The sequence below is a fragment of the Dactylosporangium sp. NPDC000555 genome, from assembly GCF_040300025.1.
Taxonomy (GTDB): domain Bacteria; phylum Actinomycetota; class Actinomycetes; order Mycobacteriales; family Micromonosporaceae; genus Dactylosporangium.
Window position 1 is genome coordinate 103,512 of the sequence record NZ_JBEPDB010000015.1, and the last position, 23,729, is coordinate 127,240.

General features: G+C 73.0%; 12 protein-coding genes. 9 read left to right on the forward strand and 3 right to left on the reverse strand.

Annotated elements, in window-relative coordinates; translation table 11 throughout:
* Positions 1-353 precede the first annotated feature (353 nt).
* Entirely contained in the window at positions 354-1,919 is a 1,566-nt protein-coding gene (locus ABT297_RS12965; RefSeq protein ID WP_350548265.1) for an LPXTG cell wall anchor domain-containing protein, read from the forward strand.
* Between the two features lie 63 nt (positions 1,920-1,982).
* Here ABT297_RS12965 and ABT297_RS12970 read toward each other — a convergent pair whose 3' ends face one another.
* Together ABT297_RS12970 and ABT297_RS12975 are read right to left on the reverse strand one after the other, a co-directional pair.
* Positions 1,983-2,957, reverse strand: coding sequence for a CE1 family esterase (locus ABT297_RS12970; RefSeq protein ID WP_350548267.1), 975 nt, complete (start codon positions 2,955-2,957; stop codon positions 1,983-1,985).
* 145 nt (positions 2,958-3,102) lie between these two features.
* Positions 3,103-4,857 carry a hypothetical protein gene (locus ABT297_RS12975; protein ID WP_350548269.1) on the reverse strand — a complete coding sequence of 585 codons (1,755 nt, stop codon included), beginning with the start codon at positions 4,855-4,857 and terminating at the stop codon, positions 3,103-3,105.
* Between the two features lie 594 nt (positions 4,858-5,451).
* Between ABT297_RS12975 and ABT297_RS12980 the strand changes: the two genes are divergently transcribed.
* Genes ABT297_RS12980 through ABT297_RS13010 form a run of 7 tightly spaced genes read left to right on the forward strand, consistent with a single transcriptional unit; the run spans position 5,452 to position 21,467 of the window.
* Entirely contained in the window at positions 5,452-12,849 is a 7,398-nt protein-coding gene (locus tag ABT297_RS12980; RefSeq protein ID WP_350548271.1) for an SDR family NAD(P)-dependent oxidoreductase, read from the forward strand.
* The gene (locus tag ABT297_RS12985) at positions 12,846-17,474 is read left to right on the forward strand and encodes a beta-ketoacyl synthase N-terminal-like domain-containing protein (RefSeq protein ID WP_350548273.1); all 4,629 of its coding nucleotides are present in this window, start codon (positions 12,846-12,848) and stop codon (positions 17,472-17,474) included. Before ABT297_RS12980 ends, ABT297_RS12985 begins: the two co-directional genes overlap by 4 nt.
* Before the next feature lie 29 nt (positions 17,475-17,503).
* On the forward strand, positions 17,504-17,800 hold the full coding sequence (locus ABT297_RS12990) for an acyl carrier protein (protein WP_350548275.1): 297 nt from the start codon (positions 17,504-17,506) through the stop codon (positions 17,798-17,800).
* On the forward strand, positions 17,797-18,636 hold the full coding sequence (locus ABT297_RS12995) for an alpha/beta fold hydrolase (RefSeq protein WP_350548277.1): 840 nt from the start codon (positions 17,797-17,799) through the stop codon (positions 18,634-18,636). The genes ABT297_RS12990 and ABT297_RS12995 overlap by 4 nt, the downstream gene beginning before the upstream one ends.
* Positions 18,637-18,644: 8 nt before the next feature.
* Positions 18,645-19,634: a sulfotransferase family protein gene (locus ABT297_RS13000; RefSeq protein WP_350548279.1), complete on the forward strand. Its 990-nt coding sequence runs from the start codon at positions 18,645-18,647 to the stop codon at positions 19,632-19,634.
* A 36-nt stretch (positions 19,635-19,670) separates the two neighbouring features.
* Positions 19,671-20,426, forward strand: coding sequence for an SDR family NAD(P)-dependent oxidoreductase (locus tag ABT297_RS13005; protein ID WP_350548281.1), 756 nt, complete (start codon positions 19,671-19,673; stop codon positions 20,424-20,426).
* A 9-nt stretch (positions 20,427-20,435) separates the two neighbouring features.
* A complete protein-coding gene (locus ABT297_RS13010; protein WP_350548283.1) occupies positions 20,436-21,467 on the forward strand; it encodes an alpha/beta hydrolase in 1,032 nt (343 codons plus the stop codon).
* On the opposite strand, the gene ABT297_RS13015 is transcribed toward ABT297_RS13010, so the two are convergent.
* Positions 21,364-23,262 (reverse strand): flavin-containing monooxygenase, encoded by a 1,899-nt coding sequence (locus ABT297_RS13015; protein WP_350548285.1) that lies wholly within the window; start codon positions 23,260-23,262, stop codon positions 21,364-21,366. The genes ABT297_RS13010 and ABT297_RS13015 overlap by 104 nt on opposite strands.
* A gap of 260 nt (positions 23,263-23,522) precedes the next feature.
* Here ABT297_RS13015 and ABT297_RS13020 point away from each other — a divergent pair, with 260 nt between their 5' ends.
* Positions 23,523-23,726, forward strand: coding sequence for a mycothiol-dependent nitroreductase Rv2466c family protein (locus ABT297_RS13020; protein WP_502885561.1), 204 nt, complete (start codon positions 23,523-23,525; stop codon positions 23,724-23,726).
* Positions 23,727-23,729 lie beyond the last annotated feature (3 nt).

Here is a 23,729-nt window from a genome sequence, read left to right on the forward strand (position 1 = left end):
ACCTGCCGGCGGACGAATGCTGAACAGCGTGTGACACGCTAAGGCACCTTCGCGGAACTGATCCCCTGCCATCGACCCGCGCGACGATTTGTCCGAGTTTCCGGGCGCGACCGGGCCGTTGACCTGAGCGAATTTTCACACCCGGCGGTGTCGTCCACAGTGGACATGAACGTCTCACCCGGGTGAAACGGCGGGTGAGATATCGACGAGTCGCCTTGCGGGTCGAAACACGCACAACCATGGTGGACGCCAGCGACCGTCAATGTAAAGCATCGAACGGAGACGAAGGAGAACCTCGGGTCTTGAGGACATACATGGGACAGCCGCCCCGCCGCGCAGTTCGTCGATTCGGCGTGGCACTCGCCGCCGTGGCGCTCGCGTTCGCGGCCGCACCGGCCGGATCCGCTCACGCGGACGAAGCGCCGCGGTTCACCGTATCGGCGGTCAGCGAGATCGCGATCGGCAGCGACGGCATCGGCAAGACCATCTTCTACGACGCCACCGCCGTCAACGCCGCGAACCCGCGGTTCACCATCGACGTTTCGCAGATCGCCGCGTTCGCCACCTTGACGCCGATCGACGACGACCTGTGCAAGTCGGCCGGTGGCAAGGTCACCTGTGCGCTACCCAGCGGCTCGTACGACAACTTCCTGGTGGCCTTCATCCTGGCGCCCACCGGCGGCGCCAAGGTCGGCGCGAAGGGCGCGCTCAGCCTCGTCGCGAAGGCCGGCAACACGGCCGAGGCGGCGACGGTCACCAAGGTCGCCGTCGCCGATGGTTTCGACCTCGTCGCCATCGACGGCAGCGACGGCGAGCAGCCCGCGAAGCCGGGCGACGACGTATGGATCACCGCGACGTACGTCAACGAGGGCAATCGGGACGCCGATGGCTCCGCGTTCACGTTCTGGTTCGACTCGGCCTTCGTCCCCGACGAGTACGACGGCTGCACGTACACGGACTGGAAGTCCGGTGTCGAGGTCACCTGCCCGCTCGGCGAGTCGCTCAAGCCGGGTGAGGGCGTCTCGTTCGTGACCGAGGGCGGGAGCGGTCAGACCCAGGGCTTCCACGCGAAGATCACCGCTGACGCGGCGCGTTACCACCGGGTGGACTTCATCGCCGACCCGTCCGCCGGCGGCCTGGAGCTCGCTCAGTCGCTGCGCTCCAAGGTCGGCTCGAAGAAGGCGACCGGCGGCCGGAAGTTCTCCGCCGCGGCCAAGAGCAGGCCGCAGACCCGGGGGCGGTCGGTCGAGCTCAACGGCTACGACAACCACGCCGACACCGAGTTCAGGGTCGCCAACACCATCGACATCGCCGGCATCGGCGCGACCGCGGCCGGCGGGGCCGGCGACGTGGTCAAGGTCAAGATCGGCGCCAAGAACGTCGGCAAGGGCACCGTCGACGCGCACTACGCCGGTGGCGATCCGTCATGGCGGTACTACCTCGTGGTGCCCGACGGCGCCGAGGTCGTCTCCGTGCCGGACGAGTGCGCCGGGCTGTGGCGGGAAGGCGACACCAACCACGCCGAACACGTTGCCGGCAAGCGGTTCTACGAATGCGTCAACCGGGACGAACTGTTCTCGCCGGGTAAGTCGGCCACCGTCGAGTTCGGCCTCAAGATCACGCAGGTGATCGCCGGCGCGACCGGCACCGTGTCGTTCCAGCATCCGCTGCTGCCGGAAGTCGTGTCGAAGGACGACAACCCGGCCAACGATCTCGCCGAGGTCGTCCTCAACCCGGCGGGCGTCGGCGGCGTCGGCGGCGGTTCCGGCGGTGGCGGCGCGCTGCCGCTGACCGGTGCCCAGACCGGCCTCGTCATCGTGGTGGGCGCGGCCCTGCTCGCTGGAGGCGCGATCCTGTTCGTCCTGACGCGTCGCCGGCCGGTGGTGCTCGTCACGCCGCGGGACGGCGGGGCGGAGTAGGCCGAGCCGTGTTGCCTCGGAGGGCGGCCCTTCGTCCTCCGAGGCTCCGCGGCGCGCCGGGACTCACCCCTTGCGCGGGTGCGCGCTGAAGAACTGCCAGATCGAGTCGGTGGCGTCCAACGCCTTCGACGGCGGGGGCAGCGCGAGCAGGCGCTCCGCCGCCGGCTGCGACGCACCTCCCGGCCACTGGTGTCCGGCGCCGGCGATGGTGATGAGTTCGACGTCGCGTCCGTCCGGGCAGTGGGCCGTCGACGTGGTGACCTCTCCCGTCGTACGCGTCTTCGGAGCGTCGCACCGCGCGACCTTCCGCCACGTGGCAATCTGGTCGGGCACGGATCCGGCATCGATCTTGACCGGAATCAGCCCCTTGCCGTCGTTGTTCATCTTCCCCGGCCGGCCGTCGTACGGAACGATGTCGTCGCCGGTGCCGTGGACATGGATCACGGAGATCGGGGCCGGCGACGGGCATTGCCCGAGCAGCTTCCCCGCCACCACCCCGATCGCGGCGAACATGGTGGTGTCGCAGGCCAACCGGTAGTCGAGCATCCCGCCGTTGGAGATCCCGGTGGCATAGATCCTGGCCGGATCGATCGGCAGGCCGTCGGAGACGGCGGCCACCATGGCGCGGATGAACGCCACGTCGTCGACGCCGCCGCTGACCGAAGGGCCGCAGCATTCGGCGCTCACGACCCAGGATCGGAAGAGCCCGTCCGGGTATGCGACCACGAAGCCCTTACGGTCCGCCTCGGCATTCCAGCCGTACGCCATCTCCGCCTGGCGGCCGTCGCCGAGGGCGCCGTGCAGCATCACCACCAGCGGTACCGGCTTCGACATGGACAGCTTGGCCGGCCGGTACAGACGGAACGTGCGTTTCTTGCCGTCGACGGTGATGTTGTGGTCGGTCGACCCCACGGCGACGGCCGGGTTCTTGGGTTTGGGCGAGGCCGCCGCGGACCTGGCCGAAGCGGTCGGCGTGGCCGTGTCCCGCCCCGGCGAACGTGCCGCGTCGCAGCCGATCAGCACGATTAGCACGCTCACGGCCGCCACCGCCCACGCGGCACGCCTGATGGACCCCTCACTTGTGATTCGCCGGTTCAAGATGCAACTCCTCGCTGGTGACCGCCGGCCGGTCGGCGCCCTGCACCGACCGGCCGGCGGGACGAGACTCCGCTCGCGGAACGCGTCAGTTCCCTGAGCGGAGGTTGTATGCCTTTGCCCGGATGTTGGCCGAGGTCCGGAGCCGGACCAGCTCCCAACCGCCCTCGGGGACCTTGTCGGTCTTGTCGGTGCGCAGGTTCATCGGGTTGGCCATGCCGAGGTAGATGCCCGATCCGTCGGCGACCATGGTGCGGATCCCGTAGTTGAGGTAGTTGCCGAGCCCGGTGGTGTCCACCGCCTTCGCCGGTCGCTGCGGGTCGGTGAACGCCCACAGGTCGCCGCCGTACGACTTGGGATCCGGGGTGCCGAACGCGGCCTGCACCCCGGGCCGGGCAGCCGCCGGCGAGTACCTGCTGATGTAGCCCCAGTCCATGGTGCCGACGTACAGCGCGCCCCCGGTCACCACCATCGACCAGGTGTAGTTGTTGTAGGCGTTGCCGAAGCCCGACGCGCCGAACTTGGGCTTGTACCCGGTCGAGGCGAGCCGCCAGGCGCCCGCGCCATCGCTGGCCTTCGGGTCGTACGCGGGCAGCTGCGACTCCCCGTACAGCAGGTCGACCGACGCGCGGTTCTTGTCGAGGTCGCCGGCGCGGAAGATGCTCGCCGTGCGCTGCGTGTTCTTCACCGCGAGCGCGCCCTGTTGCTGGTTCGCCGGCTTGTAGCGGCTCACGAACGCCTGCGTGGCCTTCAGCGGCACGTGCATCGTTCCCCAGTACAGGTATCCGCCGTAGGAGGCGAGCGCGCCGAGGCCGTACGTCCGGGCCACGAGCGGGTCCGGCTCGTAGCTGTTCACGCTCCACACCTGCTTCCAGGCGTTGGCGTCGGACTCGGTCAGGCCGGGTCGCCCGTCGGCCAGGCGCGGGCTGATCCACACGGCGGCCGAGTTCGCCTTCGTGTACCCGCCGGCGCTGGGCCAGGTGGTGACGGCGATCCGGCCCTGGTGCACGACGAGGTCCGCGACCTGCGCCGGCAGCTTGGCCACCACCGTGAACTTGAACGGGTTGGACTTGTCGCCGGAGAATCGCAGCACCGCGCCCCCGCCAATGCCGTCGGGCCCCAGACCGACGCCGGCGTACAGCACCCCGTCGGCCACGACGAAGTGCCGGATGTTGCCGTACTGGTTGATGCTGGTCGACCCGAGGTACCGGCCCGAGGCGCTGTCGAAGGCGAAGAGGTTGATGCCGAGCAGGCTGGGTCCGCCGAGCAGCACGACGCCGTTGTGCGAGCCGGCCGCGCGGATCCCGACGGTCGTGTTGATCCGCTGGCTGTCGGTGTTGGACGCCTTGTTGATATCGCCGGTCTTGTCGGTCAGCTGCTTCGACGACGTCTGGTAGAGGTACACCTTCGGCGGGCGCCAGTCACCCAACGGCGCGGCCAGGCCCTGGGTCTTCTTGCTCAGCTGGCTGGAGCCGTACTCGCACACGTAGTCGTCGTTCTGGACCGGCGCGGTCTGCCCGAGACTCGTGCCCAGCGTGAGGCACTGGACGTTGGCACCCGTGCCGAACCAGACCCGGTCGCCCGACTTGGTCATGCCCCACACGTAGGACTGGTTCACCTTCTGCTGCCCGCTCTTGCAGGGCGGCCCCGCTGGGTACGGCTGGTCGACGCCGGCGAAACACTCGTCCGGCGCGGCCTTCGCCAGCAGTTCCGGTCCCGAGCTCACCCTTGTCGTGTCGGCTCGGACGGCGGCGCCGGCGGCCGGGGTGGTGGCGAACACCGGTATGGCCGCCAGGATGGCGGCGGGTAGCAGAGATCGGGCGAAGAACCGGATCCTGTGCATGCTTGTCCTCTCTTCAGGTACAGGACCGTCGGCGGCAGGGCGCCGCGGACGGTTCGGGAAGGCCGGCTGACGAGACCAGGAACCCACTGACGGGCAGGGCTTCCGCAGGCTCGTATCGATGACGGCTTCGACGAAGAACGATGTGTCCGCACCCTGGGCCGAGCGGGCGGCGGAGCCTGCCACATACGCCCGCACAGGTTTCGAGTCCGGCTGGGACGGCCAGTGATCCGGACGGTCTGTGCCATGCGTGCAGGTCAGCCCAAGGCGTCTACCTCCAGGTTTGTATCAGACGGCCGTCGCACCCACGGGACGATCGGCGAAGAGAGTTCTGAATTTCCGGGGACGGACGCGACCACGGTGCTGTACGAATGATGAGTCGCGGCCATCGCGTGCTGGAAGGTGCCGCGGACGGGCCGGCTGCGGACGCCGGCGGGCGCGCACGCCATACGTGAGCATGTTTCTTCGGCCGGACGGCCGGAACTTCTTTGCCGGAACACCCAACTGCCTCGGCGCGCAGTGCTGCGTCGCCGGGCCAGTGTGCGCCTGTGCCATCCCATGCTTCCGGCACACCTGACCCACATCAACGGGAGCCTGATGAGTACTGCATTCGGCGGCAACGATCTGGTTGTCGCCATCAATCCGTGCGGCGCGGTGGAGCCTGGTCCTCGGATCGTGGCGGCCGCCGGTGCCGGTGGCGGGATCGGCGTGCTCGATCTGGCCGGGGGCGACCGCCGGACGATGCGGGCGCTGGAGAAGGCGGCGTCGTGGTCGGCGGGGCCGATCGGGGTGCGGGTGCCGGCGGGTTGCTCCGCCACGATGGCCGACGTGGAGCGCGCCGCGACAGACCGGGTGAGCCTGGTGGTACTGCCGGCGAACGGCGGGTGGCCGCTGCGTGAGGCGGTGCGGCGGTATCGGGTGCTCGTGGAGGTGACCAGCCGTGCGCAGGCGCGTGCGGCGGCCGCGGCCGGCGCGCACGGGTTGATCGCGCGGGGTTCCGAGGCGGGCGGCGTATGCGCCGAGCTGAGCACGTTCGTGTTGTTGCAGCAGCTGCTGGCCGATGAGGCGCTGACCCTGCCGGTGTGGGCGGCCGGGGGCATCGGGCCGCGCACGGCGGCCGCGTCCGTGGTCGGCGGGGCGGCCGGAGTGGTGCTGGACAGCCAGCTCGCGCTAATGCCGGAGTCGGACCTGCCGGACGACGTGCGGGCCGTGATCGGGCGGATGGACGGCTCGGAGACGGTGCTGCGCGACGACGTGCGCGGACTGCGCCGCGACGGCCGGCCGGACGGCACCGGCGAGCTGCTGCCCGTGGGCCAGGACGGCTGGATGGCGGCGGAGTTCCACAAGCGCTGGGGGAACACGACCCAGGCGATCCGCGGCATCCGCACGGCGATCGAGGCCGCGGCCGGCGACGCCGAGGCGGGCGAGACGCTGGCGCCCGGCGCACCGCTGGCGCGGGAGCTGGGCGTGCGCATCCCGGTGGCGCAGGGGCCGATGACGCGGGTCAGCGACCTGGCCGGCTTCGCGGAGGCGGTGGCCGATGACGGCGCGTTGCCGTTCATCGCGCTCGCGCTGGCCACCGGCGAACAGTCCCGGCGGATGCTGCGGGAGACCGCGCAGCGGCTGGGGGAGCGCCCGTGGGGGGTCGGCGTGCTCGGCTTCGCTCCGCAGGACGTGCGGGCGGCGCAGCTGGCGGCGGTGATGGAGGTCAGGCCGCGGGTTGTGATCATCGCGGGCGGCCGGCCCGCGCAGGCGAAGGCCCTCGAGGCGGACGGCATCAACGCGTTCCTGCACGTTCCGTCGCCGGGGCTGCTGCGGCAGTTCCTGCGGGCCGGGGCACGGCGGTTCGTGTTCGAGGGCGCCGAGTGCGGCGGGCACGTCGGTCCGCGTACGAGCTTCGCGTTGTGGGAGGCGCAGGCCCTGGCGTTGGAGGAGTACCTCGACGACGCACCGGCCGGGACCGCCGCGCAGGTGCAGGTGTTCTTCGCCGGCGGTGTCCACGATGCCCGCTCGGCGGCGATGGTGGCGGCGATGGCCGGGCCGCTGACGCGCCGGGGGGTGCGCGTGGGGGTGCTGATGGGCACCGCGTACCTGTTCACGCGGGAGGCGGTCGAGCGCGGGGCGATCCAGCCGCTGTTCCAGCGCGAGGCGATGGGGGCGACCGGCACGGCGTTGCTGGAGACGGCCCCGGGGCACGTGACGCGGTGCCTGCACACGCCGTACGTCGACGACTTCCACCGGATGCGGCAGGAGCTCGCCGCGGCGGGGGTGACCGGCCGGCAGGTGTGGGAGCAGCTGGAGATGCTCAACGTCGGCCGGCTCCGCATCGCCAGCAAGGGCAAGCGGCGCCAGGGCGACGCGCTGGTCGCCGTGGACGAGGCGGGCCAGCGCGCCGAGGGCATGTTCATGGCGGGCCAGGTCGCCGTGCTGCGCGACACCCAGACCACCGTGGCCGCCCTGCACGCCGATGTGACCACGGGGGCGCAGCGATTCCACGCCGTCCGGGTCGCCGCGCTCACGGCGACGCCCGGGCCGGACGCCGCGGCGGCCGAGCGGGAGTCCTCGACGCCCCTGGACATCGCCGTCGTCGGCATGTCGTGCGTCCTTCCGGGCTCACCGGACCTGGCCACCTTCTGGCAGACGATCCTCGACGGCCGCGACGCGATCACCGAGGTGCCCGCCCAGCGCTGGTCGGCGGACACCTACTACGCGCCCGAGGTGGAGCCGGGGCAGGCGGGCCGGATCAGCGTGTCGAAGTGGGGCGGCTTCATCGAGCCGGTGCCGTTCGACGCGATCGGCTACGGCATTCCGCCGGCGGCGCTGGCCAGTATCGACCCGGCCCAGCTGCTGGCGCTGGAGGCGGCGCGGCAGGCGCTGGCCGACGCCGGCTACCGCCACGACTCGCCGGGTGCCGACCATTCGCGCACCGGGGTCGTCTTCGGTGCCGAGGCGGGCAGCGACCTGAGCAACGGCAAGGTGCTCCGCACGACGCTGCCCGCCTATCTGGGTGAGGTCCCGGCGGAGCTGGCGGACCAGCTGCCCGCGGTCACGGAGGACTCGTTTCCCGGTGTACTGACGAACGTGATCGCCGGGCGGGTGGCCAACCGGCTGGATCTGGGCGGGCCCAACTTCGCCGTGGACGCCGCCTGCGCCTCCGCGCTGGCCGCGATGGACGCCGCCTGCAAGGAGCTGACCACCGGCGGCAGCGACCTGATGATCTGCGGTGCGGTGGACCTGCACAACGGCATACACGACTACCTCATGTTCAGCTCGGCGCACGCGCTGTCGCCGACCGGGCGATGTCGCTCCTTCGACTCCACCGGCGACGGGATCGCGTTGGGCGAGGGGGTCGCCTGTGTCGTGCTCAAGCGGCTCGCCGACGCGCGGCGCGACGGTGACCGCGTCTACGCGGTGATCAAGGGGCTGGGCGCGGCCAGCGACGGGCGGGCGCTGGGACTGACCGCGCCGCGTGCCGAGGGCCAGCGCCGGGCGCTGGACCGGGCGTACACGCAGAGCGGCGTCTCACCTCGTCAGGTGGGTCTGCTCGAGGCGCACGGCACCGGCACCGTGGTCGGTGACCGTACCGAGCTGCAGACGTTGACCCGGTTGTTCACCGAGGCCGGCGCGCGGCCGGGCGACTGCGCGCTCGGTTCCGTCAAGTCGCAGATCGGGCACACCAAGTGCGCCGCCGGTCTCGCCGGGGTGATCAAGGCAGCGATGGCGCTGTACACCGGGGTGCGGCCGCCGACGGCCAACCTGACCCGCCCGAATCCGGTCTGGGACGCGGGAACCAGCCCGTTCGCCTTCTACACCGAGGCCCGCCCGTGGGCGGTACCGGCGCAGCGGCGCATCGCCGGGGTGAGCGCGTTCGGTTTCGGCGGCACCAACTTCCACGTGGTGCTCGCCGCGCACCCGCACACGCCCGAGCCGCGCCACGCCCGTGACGAATGGCCGGCCGAGTTGTTCTGTTTCCGCGGCCGGGATCGGGCGGCCGCGCACCAGGCGGCGGGCAGGCTCGCCGGCCTGCTGGACACCGCCGACCGATACGGCCGGCCGTGGCGACTGCGCGACCTGGCCGCCACCGCCGACGCGCAGGCCGACCCGCGCTCCGGCCCCGTCCAGGTCGCCATCGTCGCCCGCGACGCCGGCGAGCTCGCCCAGTTGCTGCGCCGCGCGCTCGCCGGCGAGCACGACCCGGGCCGGGGGCTGATCCAGCCCCCACCGGGCACGGCCACGGGCAAGGTGGCGTTCCTGTTTCCGGGCCAGGGCAGCCAACGACCCGGGGCCCTGGCCGAGCTGTTCGTCAGCTTTCCCGAGCTGCGCGAGTACCTCGAACTCGGGCAGGAGTCGGCGGACCTGCTGTTCCCGCCGGCCGCGTTCGACGCGGCCACCGAGCGCGAGCAGCAGCAGCGGCTCCTCGACACCCGGGTGGCCCAGCCCGTGCTCGGCATCGGCGGGCTCGCCGTCGGCCACCTGCTGCGCCGGCTCGACATCCGTCCCGACCTCGCCGCGGGACACAGCTACGGCGAGCTCGTCGCGCTGTGCGTGGCCGGCGCCTACGAACCCGCCACGCTGCTGCGGCTCAGCCGGCGCCGCGCCGAGGCGATCCTCGACGCCGCCGGCGACGATCCGGGCACCATGGCCGCGGTCAGCGCCACCGCCGAGCGGATCGTCCAGGTCCTGGACGACGCCGGCCTCGCCGGCCGGGTCGTTCTGGCCAACCAGAACTCGCCCACCCAGCAGGTGATCTCCGGCCCGACACCGGCGGTGCAGTCGGCGGTCACCGCGTTGAAGGCCGCCGGCCTGACGACACACCGGCTCAACGTCGCCTGCGCCTTCCACAGCCCGCTCGTCGCCGGCGCCGTGGAGCGCTTCGCGCGGGTGCTCGCCGCCGAACCGGTCGCCGCGCCGGACGTCGCGGTCTGGTCCAACCGCACCGCCGCCGCCTACCCCGCGAACGCCGATGCGGTGCGGCACGAGCTCGCCGCCCAGGTCGGCGCGCCGGTGCGCTTCGCCGAGCAGATCGAGGCCATGTACGCGGCCGGTGCCCGAACGTTCGTCGAGACGGGCCCCGGGCAGGTACTCACTCGCCTCGTCCAGGCCATCCTCGGCGATCGGCCACATCTCGCGGTCGCCTGCGACCGTGGCGCCGGCGAAGGGCTCCGCGACCTGCTCACCGCGGTGGCGCAGCTGGCCTGCGCCGGCGCGCCGGTGCGCACGAGCTGGCTGTTCCACGGCCGCGACACCGCCGAGGCCACCCCGGCCGGGCCGGACAACCGTCCCTATTGGACAGTGGACGGCCAGCTCGTCCGCGACCGCGACGGCAACAGCATCCCCGGTGGGTTGACGCCCTCACGACGCATCAAGGAGTTGTCCATGACCGCAACCATCGAACCCTTCGCCGACGGCCGCGACGACCGGGTCGCGCGACAGGGCCAGGACGAGATGCTCGCCGAGTTCCTGCGAACGAACCGCGAGCTGATCGCCTCGCAGCGCGATGTCATGCTCGCCTACCTCGGCCACGACAGAGCCGGCGGATCCGCGCTCTCGCCGGTCCCGCCGGCGCCGGCATCCGTCAGCCCGCCGATACCGATCTCGCCGAGGCCGGTCTCGCCGGCGCCGGCACCTGCCGGCCCGCCCCGGCCGATCGCCGCGGAGCCGGTCTCGCCGGCGCCGATGCCGGCCCCGGCGCCGGTGTTCACGCCGTCCCCCAACGGGAGGTCGGCCGCCGCGCCGGGCACGACGACGCTGGTGGCGCAGGCGCCCGAGCACGACTTCCAGGGCGTGGTGCTGACGGTGCTCAGCGAGCGGACGGGCTACCCGGTCGACCTGATCGACCTGGATCTCGACGTGGAGGCCGATCTGAGCATCGACTCCATCAAGCGGGCGGAGGTGGCCGGGGAGGTGGCGGCCCGGCTCGGGTTGTCGGCCGACGGCGAGGAGTCGGAGCTGGAGGAGCTGGTCAAGGCCCGGTCCGTGCGTGCGATGGTCGGCTGGCTGACCGCCCGGGTGAGCGACGCGCTGACGTCGCCGGGGGTGAACGGCGCCGTTGTCCCGGCGCCGCCGGGCGGCGTGCCGCTGCCCCGAGCCGGCCGGGCGGCACCGCCGGCACCCGCCGTGCCGGCCGCACCGGACTATCAGGCCCCGGACTTCCAGGGTGCGGTGCTGGCGGTGCTCAGCGAGCGGACGGGCTACCCGGTCGACCTGATCGACCTGGATCTGGACCTGGAGGCCGATCTGAGCATCGACTCCATCAAGCGGGCGGAGGTGGCCGGGGAGGTGGCGGCCCGGCTCGGGTTGTCGGCCGACGGCGAGGAGTCGGAGCTGGAGGAGCTGGTCAAGGCCCGGTCCGTGCGCGCCATGGTCGGCTGGCTCACGACCCAGGTGGACGCCGCCGCGGCGGAAGCGGCGCCGGCGTCGGTGATTCCCGTGCAGGGCGGCACCGCGCCGGCCGCGGCGAAACCCGGCGCGTCGGAGCCCGTCCCCGCGTGGACCGCGAGCGTCGGCGCGGCACCGAGCGGCGGTGACTCGCGGCCGGGCGTCGCGCCGGAGCGCATGCTTCCGGCCCTGGTTCCCGTCACCGACCCGCCGACCCCGCCGGCGCCGGCGCTCGCGGGCACCACGCTGGTCGTCACCGGGGCCGGCCCGGCGGCCGCGCGCGTGGTCGAGCTGCTGGGCCGGCACGGGGCGACCGTGCGCACGGGCACGCTCACCGAGCCGGGCACCGTCGAGGGGGCGGACGGGCTGGTCCTGCTCGACGGGCTGGCCGGCGGACGCACGCCGCTGCTGCCCGGCGCGTTCGGGCCGATCAAGCAGGTGCTGGCGGGCGGGCCGCGCTGGGTGCTGGCCGTCGCCGACGCGAACGCCGGTGCCGTCGCGGACGGGCTCCGCGGCCTGTTCCGCACCATCGCCCGGGAGTATCCGTCGAGCATCGCGCGGGTGGCCGTCGTGGACGCCGCGCAACCCGCGGAGCGGCTCGCCCAGCAGATCGTCGACGAACTGCTCGCCGGGGACGACGCGGCGGTGGTGGACCGCAGCGATGGTGCGCGCCGCGCCTACGAGCTGGTCCCGGCGAGCCTCGGGCCGCTCGCGGCCGGTGGCGCCGGCCCGGCCGGAGACGGCGTGGCCGAGGCCCGGGCGGCCGGACTGGACCGCGACTCCGTGGTGGTGCTGGTGGGCGGCGCGCGGGGCATCACCTCCTGGTTCGCCCGCGCGCTCGCCTCGGCCGCCGGGTGTCGCATCGAGCTGATCGGCCGCACCCCGCTGCCGGAGGGTCCGCCGGATCCGGTGCTGGCGGCGGCCACGGACGAGGTTTCGCTGCGGGCGGCGCTCGCGCGCCAGGGTGCCGGCTCGCCGGCCGAGATCGCCCGCCGGGCCCAGGCGATCCTGGCCGGCCGGGAGGTCGACGCCACCGTGCGGGAGCTCGGTGCGCTGGGGGCCCAGGTGCGCTATCACAGCCTCGACGTGCGCGACGCGCAGGCGACCGGCCGGCTCATCGCGGCCATCCACGGCGAGTACGGCCGCATCGACGGGCTGGTGTACGCCGCCGGCGTGATCGAGGACAAGCTGATCGCCGACAAGGACCCGCAGTCGTTCACCCGGGTCTTCGACACCAAGGTCGCGGGCGCCCGGGCGGTGCTGGACGCGCTGGACGGCCTGCACCGAGCGCCGAGGTTCGTGGTGTTCTTCGGCAGCGTCGCGGCGACGCACGGCAACCGCGGTCAGGCCGACTACGCGGCGGCCAACGACGCCCTGGAGGCGATCGGCGCCCGCTGGGCGGCCCGCTCCGGCAACCGCTGCCTGACCGTCCACTGGGGACCGTGGGCGCCGGTCGAGGGCCACAGCGGCATGGTCAGCGCGGAGCTGGGCCGGGAGTACGCCCGGCGCGGCATCGCGCTCATCGACCCCGAGGAGGGCGCGCTGAGCCTGCTGGGCGAGTTGGCCTGGGGCGATCCGGCGGTCACCTCCGTCGTCTACACCGCGTCGGGCTGGTGACCGCGTTGCGGGGCGATCAGACGGCCATCGTGGGGATGGCGGCGCTGCTGCCCGGCGCGGGCGACCTGGACGGCTATTGGCGCAACCTGGTCGAGGGGGCCGACGCGATCAGCGAGATGCCGTCGAACCGCGTGGATCCGCGGTTCTACGACCCGGCGCAGGCGCACCGCCCGGACCGGCTGTACTGCCGGCGGGGCGGGTTCGTCGACGGCCTGGCCACCTTCGATCCGGTGCGGTTCGGCATCATGCCGTCGTCGATCTCCGACATCGAACCGGATCAGCTCATCACCTTGCGGGTCGCCGCGGCCGCCATCGACGACGCCGGTGGCGTGGACCGGCTGCCCGCCGGCGACCGGGTCGGCGTGATCCTCGGCCGGGGCGGCTTCCTCAGCCCGGGCCAGGTCCGGTACTACCAGCGGATCCGGATGTCCAACCAGGTGATCCAGGTGCTCGGCGAGCTGATCCCGGACCTGCCGGAGAGCCGGCTCGAGGCGATACGGGAGCGGTTCGTCGAGCGGCTCGGCGAGCATCATCCGGAGGGCGCGATCGGGGTGGTACCGAATCTGGCCGCCTCCCGGGTCGCCAACCGGCTCGATCTGCGCGGCCCCGCGTACACGGTGGACGCCGCCTGCGCCTCGTCGCTGGTCGCGGTGGACCAGGCGATCGCCGAGCTGAGCAGGGGCCGGCTCGACGTGGTGCTCGCCGGGGGAGTCCATCACGTGCACGACGTCGGCTTCTGGGCGGTCTTCAACCAGCTCGGCGCGCTGTCCCGGCGGGGTGAGATCCGGCCGTTCGACCGCGCGGCGGACGGGCTGCTGATCGGCGAGGGCACCGGCATCGTCGTACTCAAGCGGATGGCCGACGCGCTGCGCGACGGCGATCGGATATACGCGGTGATCCGAGGCAGCGGGGTGTCCAGCGACGGGCGCGCCTCGAGCATGGTCAACCCGGCCGCCGCCGGGCAGGCGCTGGCGATCCGGAGGGCCTGGGCGGCCGCCGGCCTCGACCCGGCCGCGCCGGACGCGCTGGGCATGCTGGAGGCACACGGTACCGCCACGCCGACCGGCGATGCCGCCGAACTGGACACCCTCGCCGAGGTGTTCGGCCCGCACGCCGGGGGCCCGAGGCCGGTGATCGGCTCGGTCAAGTCGATGATCGGGCACGCCATGCCCGCGGCCGGCATCGCCGGGCTGATCAAGGCGGCCCTGGCCGTGTACCGCGGCGTACTGCTGCCCACCCTGCACTGCGACGACCCGCGCCCGGAGCTGGCGCGGACCCGGTTCGCCCCGATCGTCTCGGCCCGGCCGTGGGAGAGCGACGGGCCGCGCCGCGCCGGCGTCAACGCGTTCGGTTTCGGCGGCATCAACGCCCACGTGATCCTGGAGGAGACGCCGGACGCGCTGGCGGCCCGCCGCGGCGGCACGGGCGCGACCGGGCCGGCGACGCCGCCCGCGGTCGGCGTCGAGGAGCCCGACGAGGTGCTGTGGCTGGCCGCGCCCGACCCGGCCGCGCTGGCCCGCCTGCTCGACGCGGACGACAACACCCTGCGCACCCTCGGCGCCGCCAGGGCCCGGCAGGCCGGTCCGACCGGCGACGCCCACGTTCAGGCCGGGGACGAGCGCTGCCGGATCGGCATCGTCAACCCCGACGCCAAGCGCCTCGGTACCGCCCGCCTCGCCGTCGCCAGGGGGCAGTCCTGGCGCGGCGCCCGCGACATCTGGTTCAGCCCGGCCCCGCTGCTCGCCGGCGAGGATCCCGGCCGGATCGCCTTCGTGTTCCCCGGCATCGAGGCGGAGTTCAGCCCGCGCACCGCGGACGTCGCGGCGCACCTCGACCTGCCCGACCGGCAGTGGTCCGCCGCCGACCTGGGCCGGCACGGCGCCGGGCTGATCGAGCTGGGCAAGCTGCTCACCGACGCCCTGAGCCGCGTCGGGATCACCCCGGACGCCCTTGCCGGGTACAGCCTCGGCGAGTGGACCGCGGCGGTCACCGGCGGGCAGCTGTGCGCATTCTCCGTCGACGAGGTCGTCGCCGAGCTCAACTCGGCGTCGGTCGAGGTGCCCGGCCACGCGTTCGCCGTCGTCGGCTGCGCCGCCCAGCGGATCGCCCCCTGGCTCGCGCGTTACCCGGGGGTGGTCCTGTCCCACGACAACGCGCCCGAGCAGTGCATCGTCAACGGGCCAGAGAGCGACATCGACCGGCTCGTCGAGGCACTGCGCAGCAAGGGCCTCGTCTGCCAGAAGCTGCCGTTCCGCTCCGCCTTCCACACCCCGCTGTTCGCGTCCGGGCTGGAGTCGATCGGCGCCGCCCTGCACCGCTGGGAGGTCCACGCCCCGCGGGTACCGGTCTGGTCGACCACCCTCAAGGCGCCGTTCCCCGCAGATCCGGCCCGCATCCGGGAGATCTCCGTGCGGCACATGCTCGAACCGGTCTGGTTCCGCGAGACCGTCCAGGCCATGTACGACGCCGGGTTCCGGGTGTTCCTGCAGGCCGGCGTCGGGCAGCTCGCCTCGGTCATCGACGACAACCTGCGCGAGCGCGACCACCTCGCCATGCCGGTGAACGTCTCCCACCGCAGCGGCCTGCACCAGCTGCGCCGCGTCGCCACCGCGCTGTGGGTCGAGGGTGCCGCGCCGGACCTGCGCGTCCTCGACACGACCGGCACGGGCCGCGCGCGAGCCGGTGCCCCCGCCGCCGAGCGGTCCGCCCGCCGGGGGCCGATCGTGCGGCTCGAACTCGGCGTACCGCTGGTGCACCTCGGTGACGGCGCCGGCGATCTGCTCGGCACGCCCGCGCACGCCGCCAAGCCGGCGATCGCCCGGGCCGCCGCGGCGAGCGGTGGATCGGACACGACCGGTGGTGTGAGCACGGTCGCCGTGGCGACGCATGCCACCGTGCCGGCGCCGCGATCGCCGGCCCTGGCCGCCCTGCACAAGCTTGCCGGGCGATCCAGCGCCGCCGCGGAGCTCGCCTCGCTGCTGGGTGGCGCGACCGACGACGTGCACACCGGCGGCGCGGAGTCCGGCGGCGGCACGGGGCCGACCCCGCCGTCGCCGCCCGCGGATGCCCACCGCACGGTCCTGCGGGTCGCCCTTGACACGATGCCGTATCTGCGCGACCACTGTTTCTTCGCCCAGCCCGACGACTGGCCCCATCCGGAAGACCGATGGCCCGTGGTGCCCGCCACCACCGTCATGCAGCACATGATGGACGCCGCCCAGCAGGCAGCCCCCGGCTCGCGAGTGGTCGCCGTGCGCGACGCGCGTTTCAACCGCTGGTGCGTCGCCGCGCCGCCGCAGGACGTCGAGATCACCGTGAAGCCCGCGGGGCCCGGCCGGCTCTCGGTGGCCTTTGGCGGCTACGCCCGCTCCACGATCGAGGTTGCGCCCGACTATCCGGCCGAGCGTCCGCAGGTGTGGCGGCACGACCCGGCGACGGAGCGGCCCGCGCAGATCAGTGCCGAGCGGATGTACGCCGAGCGGTTCGTCTTCCACGGACCCCTGTTCCGGGGCGTGACCGAGGTCCACGCCGTCGGCGACAGGCACGTCCGCGGCGTCCTGACCGCCGGGTCCCCGCCCGGTGCGCTGCTCGACAACGCGTCCCAGCTCATGGGCAACTGGCTCTTCACGACGCAGCCGTACGGGGCGCTGCCGGTGGGGATCGGCCACGCACGGTTCTTCGGACCGTCACCGGCCCCGGGCACGGCGGTCGACTGCGTCGTACGGGTGCGCTCGCTCGAGGCCGCGCAACTCGTCTTCGAATCGCAGCTCGCCGTCGACGGCCGGGTATGGGCGCAGCTCGAGGGGTGCGTCCACCGGCGGTTCTTCAGCCACCCCGTCATCCGGCCCGCCGAGCGGATCCCGCAGCGCCACGCGATGTCGCTGCGGCAGCCGGAAGGGTGGACCGTGGCGTTCGACCGCTGGCCCGACCTGGTCTCGCGCGGACTGGCCGCCCGCGGCATCCTCGGCGCCGCCGGCGTTGCCGAGTACGAGCGGCGGCCGGCCAAGGCGCGCAAGCAGTGGCTGCTGGGCCGGATCGCGGTCAACGACGCCGTGCGCTTCCAGCTGTGGGACGACGGCCACACCGACGTCTACCCGATCGAGCTGACGGTCGGCAACGACCCGAACGGGCGGCCCCGGGTCCGCCCGCGCTCCGGTCGCGGCTACCGAGAGTGTGACGTCTCACTCGCCCACGTCGCCGAGGTCGCCGTCGCGATCGCCAAGCCGCGCACGCTCGGCGCGCCGGCCGACGCTCCCGGCGTGGGCATCGACGTCGCCGAGATCACCGACCATCCGGACAGCACGATCGCGTTCGCGCTGTCCGGCTCCGAACGGCGGCTGCTCGACTCGAAGGTGGCCGCCGGCGAGGACCGGTGCCTGTGGTTCGCCCGCTTCTGGGCCGCGAAGGAGGCCGCCGCCAAGGCGGAGGGCAGCGGCCTGGCCGGCGACCCCCGGCGGTTCGAACTGGTGGCCGCGACCCCGGACGCGCTGACCGTGCAGGTCGCCGGCCGTGTCTACGTGGTCGCCCATCGAGAAATCGCCAACCCTGAGGGCCTGCCCCCACGGCGCTACGTCGTCGGCTGGACCTGGGGACCGGAGCCCGTCCATCCAACCGGCCGCCCGTAGCGGCACGCCACAACGAGAAGGGACATCACATGCCCGCTGACCAAGCCGCGATCCTCGCCGAGGTCGCCGAGATGCTGCACGCGATCCGCGACCATGCCGGAGTCGACGGCGAGATCACGATGTCGACCAGGTTCGAGGAAGACCTGGAGATGGAGAGCATCGACGTGGTCTCCCTCGCCGGCCGCCTGCAGGTCCGCTACGGCGACACGGTCAACTTCGCCCAGTTCATCGCCGGCCTCGACCTGGACTCGGTACGCCATCTGAGGGTCGGCCAGCTCGTCGAGTACATCGCCGCCGCGCTCGACGAGGTGGGTACGCCGGCATGAGCGAGGTGCTGGCCAACGGCCTGTCCATCCACGTGGAGCAGCTCGCCCCGCCCGAACGCGTGTCCGGCGCGCACAGCATCGCCCCGACCGCCGTGCTGATCCACGGTCTGGCCCTGGACACGTTGGCCAGCTGGTACCTCACCCTGGCCACCCCGCTCGCCGCGGCCGGCCTCAACGTGGTCATGTACGACCTGCGCGGGCACGGACACACCGAACGCCCCCCGGAGGGCTACACGCTGGACGACTTCGTCGACGACCTGGAGGCGCTGCTGGCCGCGCTCGACATCACCGGCCCGGTCCTCCTGCTCGGCAACTCGTTCGGCGGCACGATCGCGTTCGGCTACGCGGCGCGCCACCCCGAGCGGGTCGCCGCCATCGCCACCGTCGAGTCCGTGCCGCCAACCGCGACGTGGCTCGAGCGGATACCCGGGTGGCTCGACAAGACCGCCGCGTACCTGCCGGGCGGCCGCGCGCTCGCCGAGGTCAACGCCGGACGGGTGGAGCGCGTCGGCCGCCTGGCAAGGGCCGCTCGCGACGTGCTCGCCTCCACGAGCCTCAGACGCGACGTGCCGGCCAGCCGGCTGCCGGCCGAGGAGCGCCTCGCCGCGATCGGGTGTCCGGTCCTGTGCGTGTACGGGGGCGAGTCGCGCGTGGGCGCGCTGGCCCCCGAGGTGCGCCGGCTGCTGCCGCACGCGCGGATCGCCACCGTGCCCGGCCAGCGGCACACCGTCCTGGTCGATCGGCCGGACTCCGTCCGCGACATCGTCATGCCGTGGCTGCACCAGGCCTGCGGCCTCCGCTCCCACGATCACCAACTGGCATACACCGATCAATAGGACTTGCGATGGGCTCAGGAATCCATGACCACGCCATCATCATCAGCACCGGCCGGTGCGGATCGACGCTGTTGTCCGACCTGATCGCCGAGCAGCCCGAGACCCTCTCGGTCCAGGAGTTCTTCGGGTGGGTGGCACCGCGGGCCGCCGGCCGGGAGGTGCTGACCGGCGCGGCGTACTGGTCGACGTTGCGCAAGCCCAGCGCGCACCTCGCCACCCTCTTTCGGGTCGGGCTCATGCCGCCCGAGGTGCGTTATCCGGTGGACGGCCGCTTCGCCGGCGACCTCGCCGAACTGCCACAGATCCTCGCGATCACGCTACCGAAGATCTCCGCCGATCCCGACGGCCTGTACGACAGGCTCGCCGAGCTCGTGCCCGGGTTTCCGGCCCAGCCGCTGGCACGGCACCACCGGATGCTCCTCGATCTGCTCACCTCGCTCACCGGCCGGCGGCGGTGGGTCGAGCGCTCCGGCGGCTCCAGCAACATCGCCCCATACCTGCTGAAGAGCTTCCCCGACGCGAAGATCCTCTATCTGAAGCGCGACTGGTCGGACACCGCGCGATCGATGAGCCGGCACTCCTGCTTCCAGCTCATGCAGTTGTGCGTGGAGTCCGTCGGCCGGTACGGGCTCGACCCGTTCAGGGTCGCCGCCGGCCAGCGGGTGCCCGAAGAGGTGGCGCGCTACCTGCCCGGCCGGCTCACCGCCGAGATGCTTCGCGAGCGCGGCAACGACGTCCGGCGCTACCGGGGGCTGTGCGCGTTCCTCGCCAGTCAGGCCGAGCAGGCCATCGCCGACGCGCGGCCGCGGGAGCTGCTGACCATGGCGTACGAGGACCTCGTGGACGACCCGCTGAAGCACCTCGGGCTGGTGGGCGATTTCCTGGGCTTCGAGGACTGGGAGTCCTGGGCGCACCGCGTCGCCGGATCGGTGCGGGCGCCCCGGCGGGAGCGCGAGACGCCGGCCGTCGCCGTGGCGCGTCCGACCGGTGCGCTGTGACGGTGTGCCGCGCCGGCACGATGACAGGAGGAGAACTTGACCGACTTCACAGACACGACGGATCTGGACTTCGCGGGCCGGGTCGCGCTGGTCACGGGGGCCGGCTCGGGCATCGGCGAGGCATGCGCGTCGCTGCTGGCCGGCCGGGGTGCCGGCGTCCTGGTCGCCGACCTCGACCTCGACGCGGCGACCCGGGTCGCCGAGGCCATCGGCAAGTCGGCGCGGCCCTATCGGGTGGACGTGTCCGACCCGCGGGCGTGTGAGGCGATGGTCGCCGAAGCGGTGGAGTCCTTCGGCCGTCTCGACGTGGCCGTGAACAACGCCGGCATCGGCGGGCCGCGGGCGCTCACCGGCGAATATCCGCTCGACGGCTGGGACCGCGTGATCGCGGTCAACCTCAGCGGGGTGTTCCACTCGATGCGGGCGGAGATCCCGGCCATGCTGAACAACGGCCGCGGTTCCATCGTCAACATGGCCTCGATCATGGGATCGGTCGGCTTCGCGCGGTCGGTGGCCTACGTGTCGGCGAAGCACGGCGTCGTCGGCATGACCAAGAGCGCCGCCCTGGAGTACGCCAGGCAGGGAATCCGGGTCAACAGCGTCGGACCGGGCTTCATCCAGACGCCGCTGCTGGCCGAGGAGGGCGCCGCCGGCGTCGCCTTCCTGCATCCCACCTGCCGGCTGGGCCGCCCCGAGGAGGTCGCCGAGCTGGTTGCCTTCCTCGCCTCCGACCGCGCGTCCAACACCACCGGTTCGTACTTCGCCACCGACGGCGGCTTCACGGCACAGTAGGAGGCGAGCGTGCCGGCGAATGACCCAGACCTGGTCGTGTCCGATCGGCCGTCGGCGAAGGCGGCGCTGGTGCGGGCGATGCTGCCGCGGGCGGCGCCGGGGCGTGCGGGCACGGTCCCGCAACGGCGGGCCGCCTACGAGAGGGCGGCCGAGGCGTTCGCGGCGGCGCCGGCCGAAGCGGAGACGTCGCCGATCGGGGCGGCGTCAGGGACCTGGATCCGTCCCCCCGCCGCGGGCCGGCCCGTCCTGCTCTATCTGCACGGCGGCTTCTACTGCATCGGTTCGGCCCGGACACACCTGCACCTCGCGGGCCTGCTGGCGGACCTCGCCGGGGCCGCCTGCCTGGTCCTGGACTACCGCAGGGGCCCCGAGCACCCGTTCCCCGCCGCCCTCGACGACGCCCTCGCCGCGATGGAGACGATCCGTGCCGTGGCGCCGCTCAGCCCGGTCGTCATCGCCGGGGACTCGGCGGGCGGGGGCCTGGCCGTATCGGTGGCGACGCGCCTGCGCGACGACGGGGCCCGCGCGCCCGACCTGCTCGTCCTGCTCTCGCCCTGGACCGACCTCACCTGCTCCTTCCGTAGCCACCGGGAGCTGGCGGCGGTGGACCCGGTGCTGGCCACCGAGGATCTCCTGGCGATGGCCGCGCGGTACGCCGGCGACGCCGATCCTCGGCGGCCGGAACTCTCGCCCGTCTTCGGCGACCTCGCCGGCCTGCCGCCGGTGCTCGTCCAGGTCGGCGGCCAGGAGGTGCTGCTCGACGACGCACTGATGCTCGTCGAGGGCATCCGGGCCGCCGGCGGGCGCGCCATCGTGCACCACTGGCCGCACATGTTCCACGTCTGGCAGTGGTACCACCCCGTCCTGCCGGAGGGGGTCCGGGCGCTGCACGACGCCGGCCGGGTCATCCGGGCCGTCACGGCCGTTCCCAGTCCGGCTACGGCAGGTGCAGATACTCCGCCGGGTCGAAACGACGGGTGCGCCGCCAGTACTCCTGCGCCGGGAACGGCCAGTTCTGCGCCGAACGGCCCGCCCGGTTGATGAACCAGCCGCCGGTCTTCGAGAAGCCCCAGGCGCGCTCCGCGCTGGCCGAGTCGAGCTCCACGGTGAAGGCGTCGCAGACCTCGCGGCGCACCTCGACCGCCCGGTGCGGCGCGCCGAGCAGGTGCCGGACCGCGTCGAGCAGGTAGGTGACGCCGCACTCGGACATGTAGATGATGCTGCCGCCGTGCCCGGCGAGGTTGGTGTTCGGCCCGTAGAGGCAGAACAGGTTGGGGAAGCCGGGCACGGTCAGGCCGAGGTACGCGCGGGCGTCGCCGTTCCAGGACCGGTGCAGGTCGACGCCGCCGCGGCCGGTGACCGTCATCGGGGCGAGGAACTCCGACGCGGCGAAGCCGGTGCCGTAGACGATCACGTCGGCGGGATGCCCGGCGCCGTCCGCGGTTCGGATCCCCGCCGGCGTGATCCGCTCGATCCGCTCGCTCACCAGCCGGACGTTGTCGCGCTTGAGCGTGGCGATCCAGCTGCCGTTGTCGCGCAGGACCCGCTTGGCGCCGACGGGGTAGGCGGGTATCACGAACGGCTCCAGGTCGGGGCGCCCGGCGAGCTGGCCCCGCAGGTAGCCGGTCAGCGTCGCGCGCAGGGTGTCGTTGACCGCCGAGATCGCCCGCTCCGTCGGCGGGTGGCCCCGGTCGACGACCCAGCCCTCGAGGATGCGGTGCAGCCCCGGTGCCAGCAGCCAGAAGCGCTGCCAGGCGGCGTAGTACGGCAGGTGCTCGTGCAGCCAGCGCAGCCCGCCGGCGATCGGCTGGTGGTAGTTCGGGGTGGGGCGCAGCCAGGGCGGCGTGCGCTGGAAGATGCGCAGCTCGCCCGCCGTCTTCGCGATCTCCGGGACGAACTGGACGGCACTCGCGCCGGTGCCGACCACGGCGACCCGCCGCCCGGCGAGATCGACCGAGTGGTCCCAGCGCGCGGAGTGGAACGCCGGACCGGCGAACTCGTCGCGGCCCGGGATGTCGGGCACGTGCGGCCGGTTGAGCTGCCCGACGGCGCTGACCAGCACGGTGCTGGTGACCGTGCGTTCGCCGTCGGGCGTGTCCAGCGTCAGCCGCCATCGGCCCGCCGCCTCGTCCCATGCGGCGGCGCGCACCCCGGTGTCGAAGCGGATGTGTTCGTACAGCCCGTGCTGCTTGGCGAAGTCCGCGAAGTACTGCCGCAGCCCCTCCTGGGTGCCGAAGTGCTGCGGCCAGTCCGTGCGCTGCGCGAACGAGTAGCTGTACAGGTGGCTGGCCACGTCGACCCGGCATCCCGGGTACGTGTTCTCGAGCCACGTGCCGCCGACCTCGCCGTTCTTCTCGTAGACGACGACCGGCACGCCGGCCTGCTTCAGCCGGTACGCGGCGAGCAGGCCGCTCATGCCGGCACCGATGACGGCCACCTCGACGTCCCGCGCGTCCGGCAGGTCGTCGCGGTTCCAGCCGGGTGCCTTGGCATCCGCGCCGGGCGGCACGATCTCCTCGGCCAGCAGGGGTACCAGGTCCGCGGTGTCCATGCCCAGCGCCCAGCTGGTGATCCGGTGCAGCGTCCGCGCGTCCAGCGGCGGCACCGATGCCCCCTCGCGCAACCGCGCCAGCACGCCGGCCGCGAGCGACCGGGCCTCTTCCCGTTGCCCAGCGGTCAGCCCGCCCTGCGGCAGGAACAGCCAGCCGTCGCAGCGCAGGTCGTCGCGCAGGATCGAGCTGTCGCCGGTCAGGTGCGCCACCGTCATCAGCAGGGCGGGCAGCTCGGCATCGCGAAGATGGCGGCGCAGTTGCGCGTCATCGACATTGATCGTCATGGCAGCTCCGGTCGAGATCGACTCGGTCGCCCGTGCAGAGCGAGCGGAGGACGCGGCCTTGGGGCCTGTATAGAAGTGGATCGCCGGGCTGCGGCAGGTCGCCGTCGGCGCGCGAACCGGGCCGCTACGCAGTCATTCGGCAGCGTTGATGGCCAAGCGCTCGCGACCTCGGTGTGCGCCGAGCGTAACACGCTGATCGCGCCGGCTGCGGGCAAAGCCCGGCACTACGCGCTCGATTGGTACGACGGAAGTGTCGTCGATTGGAACTTCCGAGGGCCGGCCGCCGCGGCCTGGGCACCCCGGACATCCACATCGGACAGTCGGCCTTCTTCGGCCCGGTGGTGACCCCGGTCCCGCGCGGCGACGCTGCCGGCGAGCTCTTCGACGGCATGCTGCTGATGGTGCGGACCCCGGGCTTCTACGAGCTCAAGCGCGGCAACCGCAGGTCCCCGACCGTCGACTGATCG

Excerpts from the sequence above, each read along its gene's own strand:
- ABT297_RS12995 (WP_350548277.1), top strand. The coding sequence starts at position 17,797 with ATGAGCGAGGTGCTGGCCAACGGCCTGTCCATCCACGTGGAGCAGCTC.
- ABT297_RS12980 (WP_350548271.1), top strand. The coding sequence starts at position 5,452 with ATGAGTACTGCATTCGGCGGCAACGATCTGGTTGTCGCCATCAATCCG.
- ABT297_RS12990 (WP_350548275.1), top strand. The coding sequence starts at position 17,504 with ATGCCCGCTGACCAAGCCGCGATCCTCGCCGAGGTCGCCGAGATGCTG.
- ABT297_RS13015 (WP_350548285.1), bottom strand. The coding sequence starts at position 23,262 with ATGACGATCAATGTCGATGACGCGCAACTGCGCCGCCATCTTCGCGAT.
- ABT297_RS13000 (WP_350548279.1), top strand. The coding sequence starts at position 18,645 with ATGGGCTCAGGAATCCATGACCACGCCATCATCATCAGCACCGGCCGG.
- ABT297_RS12975 (WP_350548269.1), bottom strand. The coding sequence starts at position 4,857 with ATGCACAGGATCCGGTTCTTCGCCCGATCTCTGCTACCCGCCGCCATC.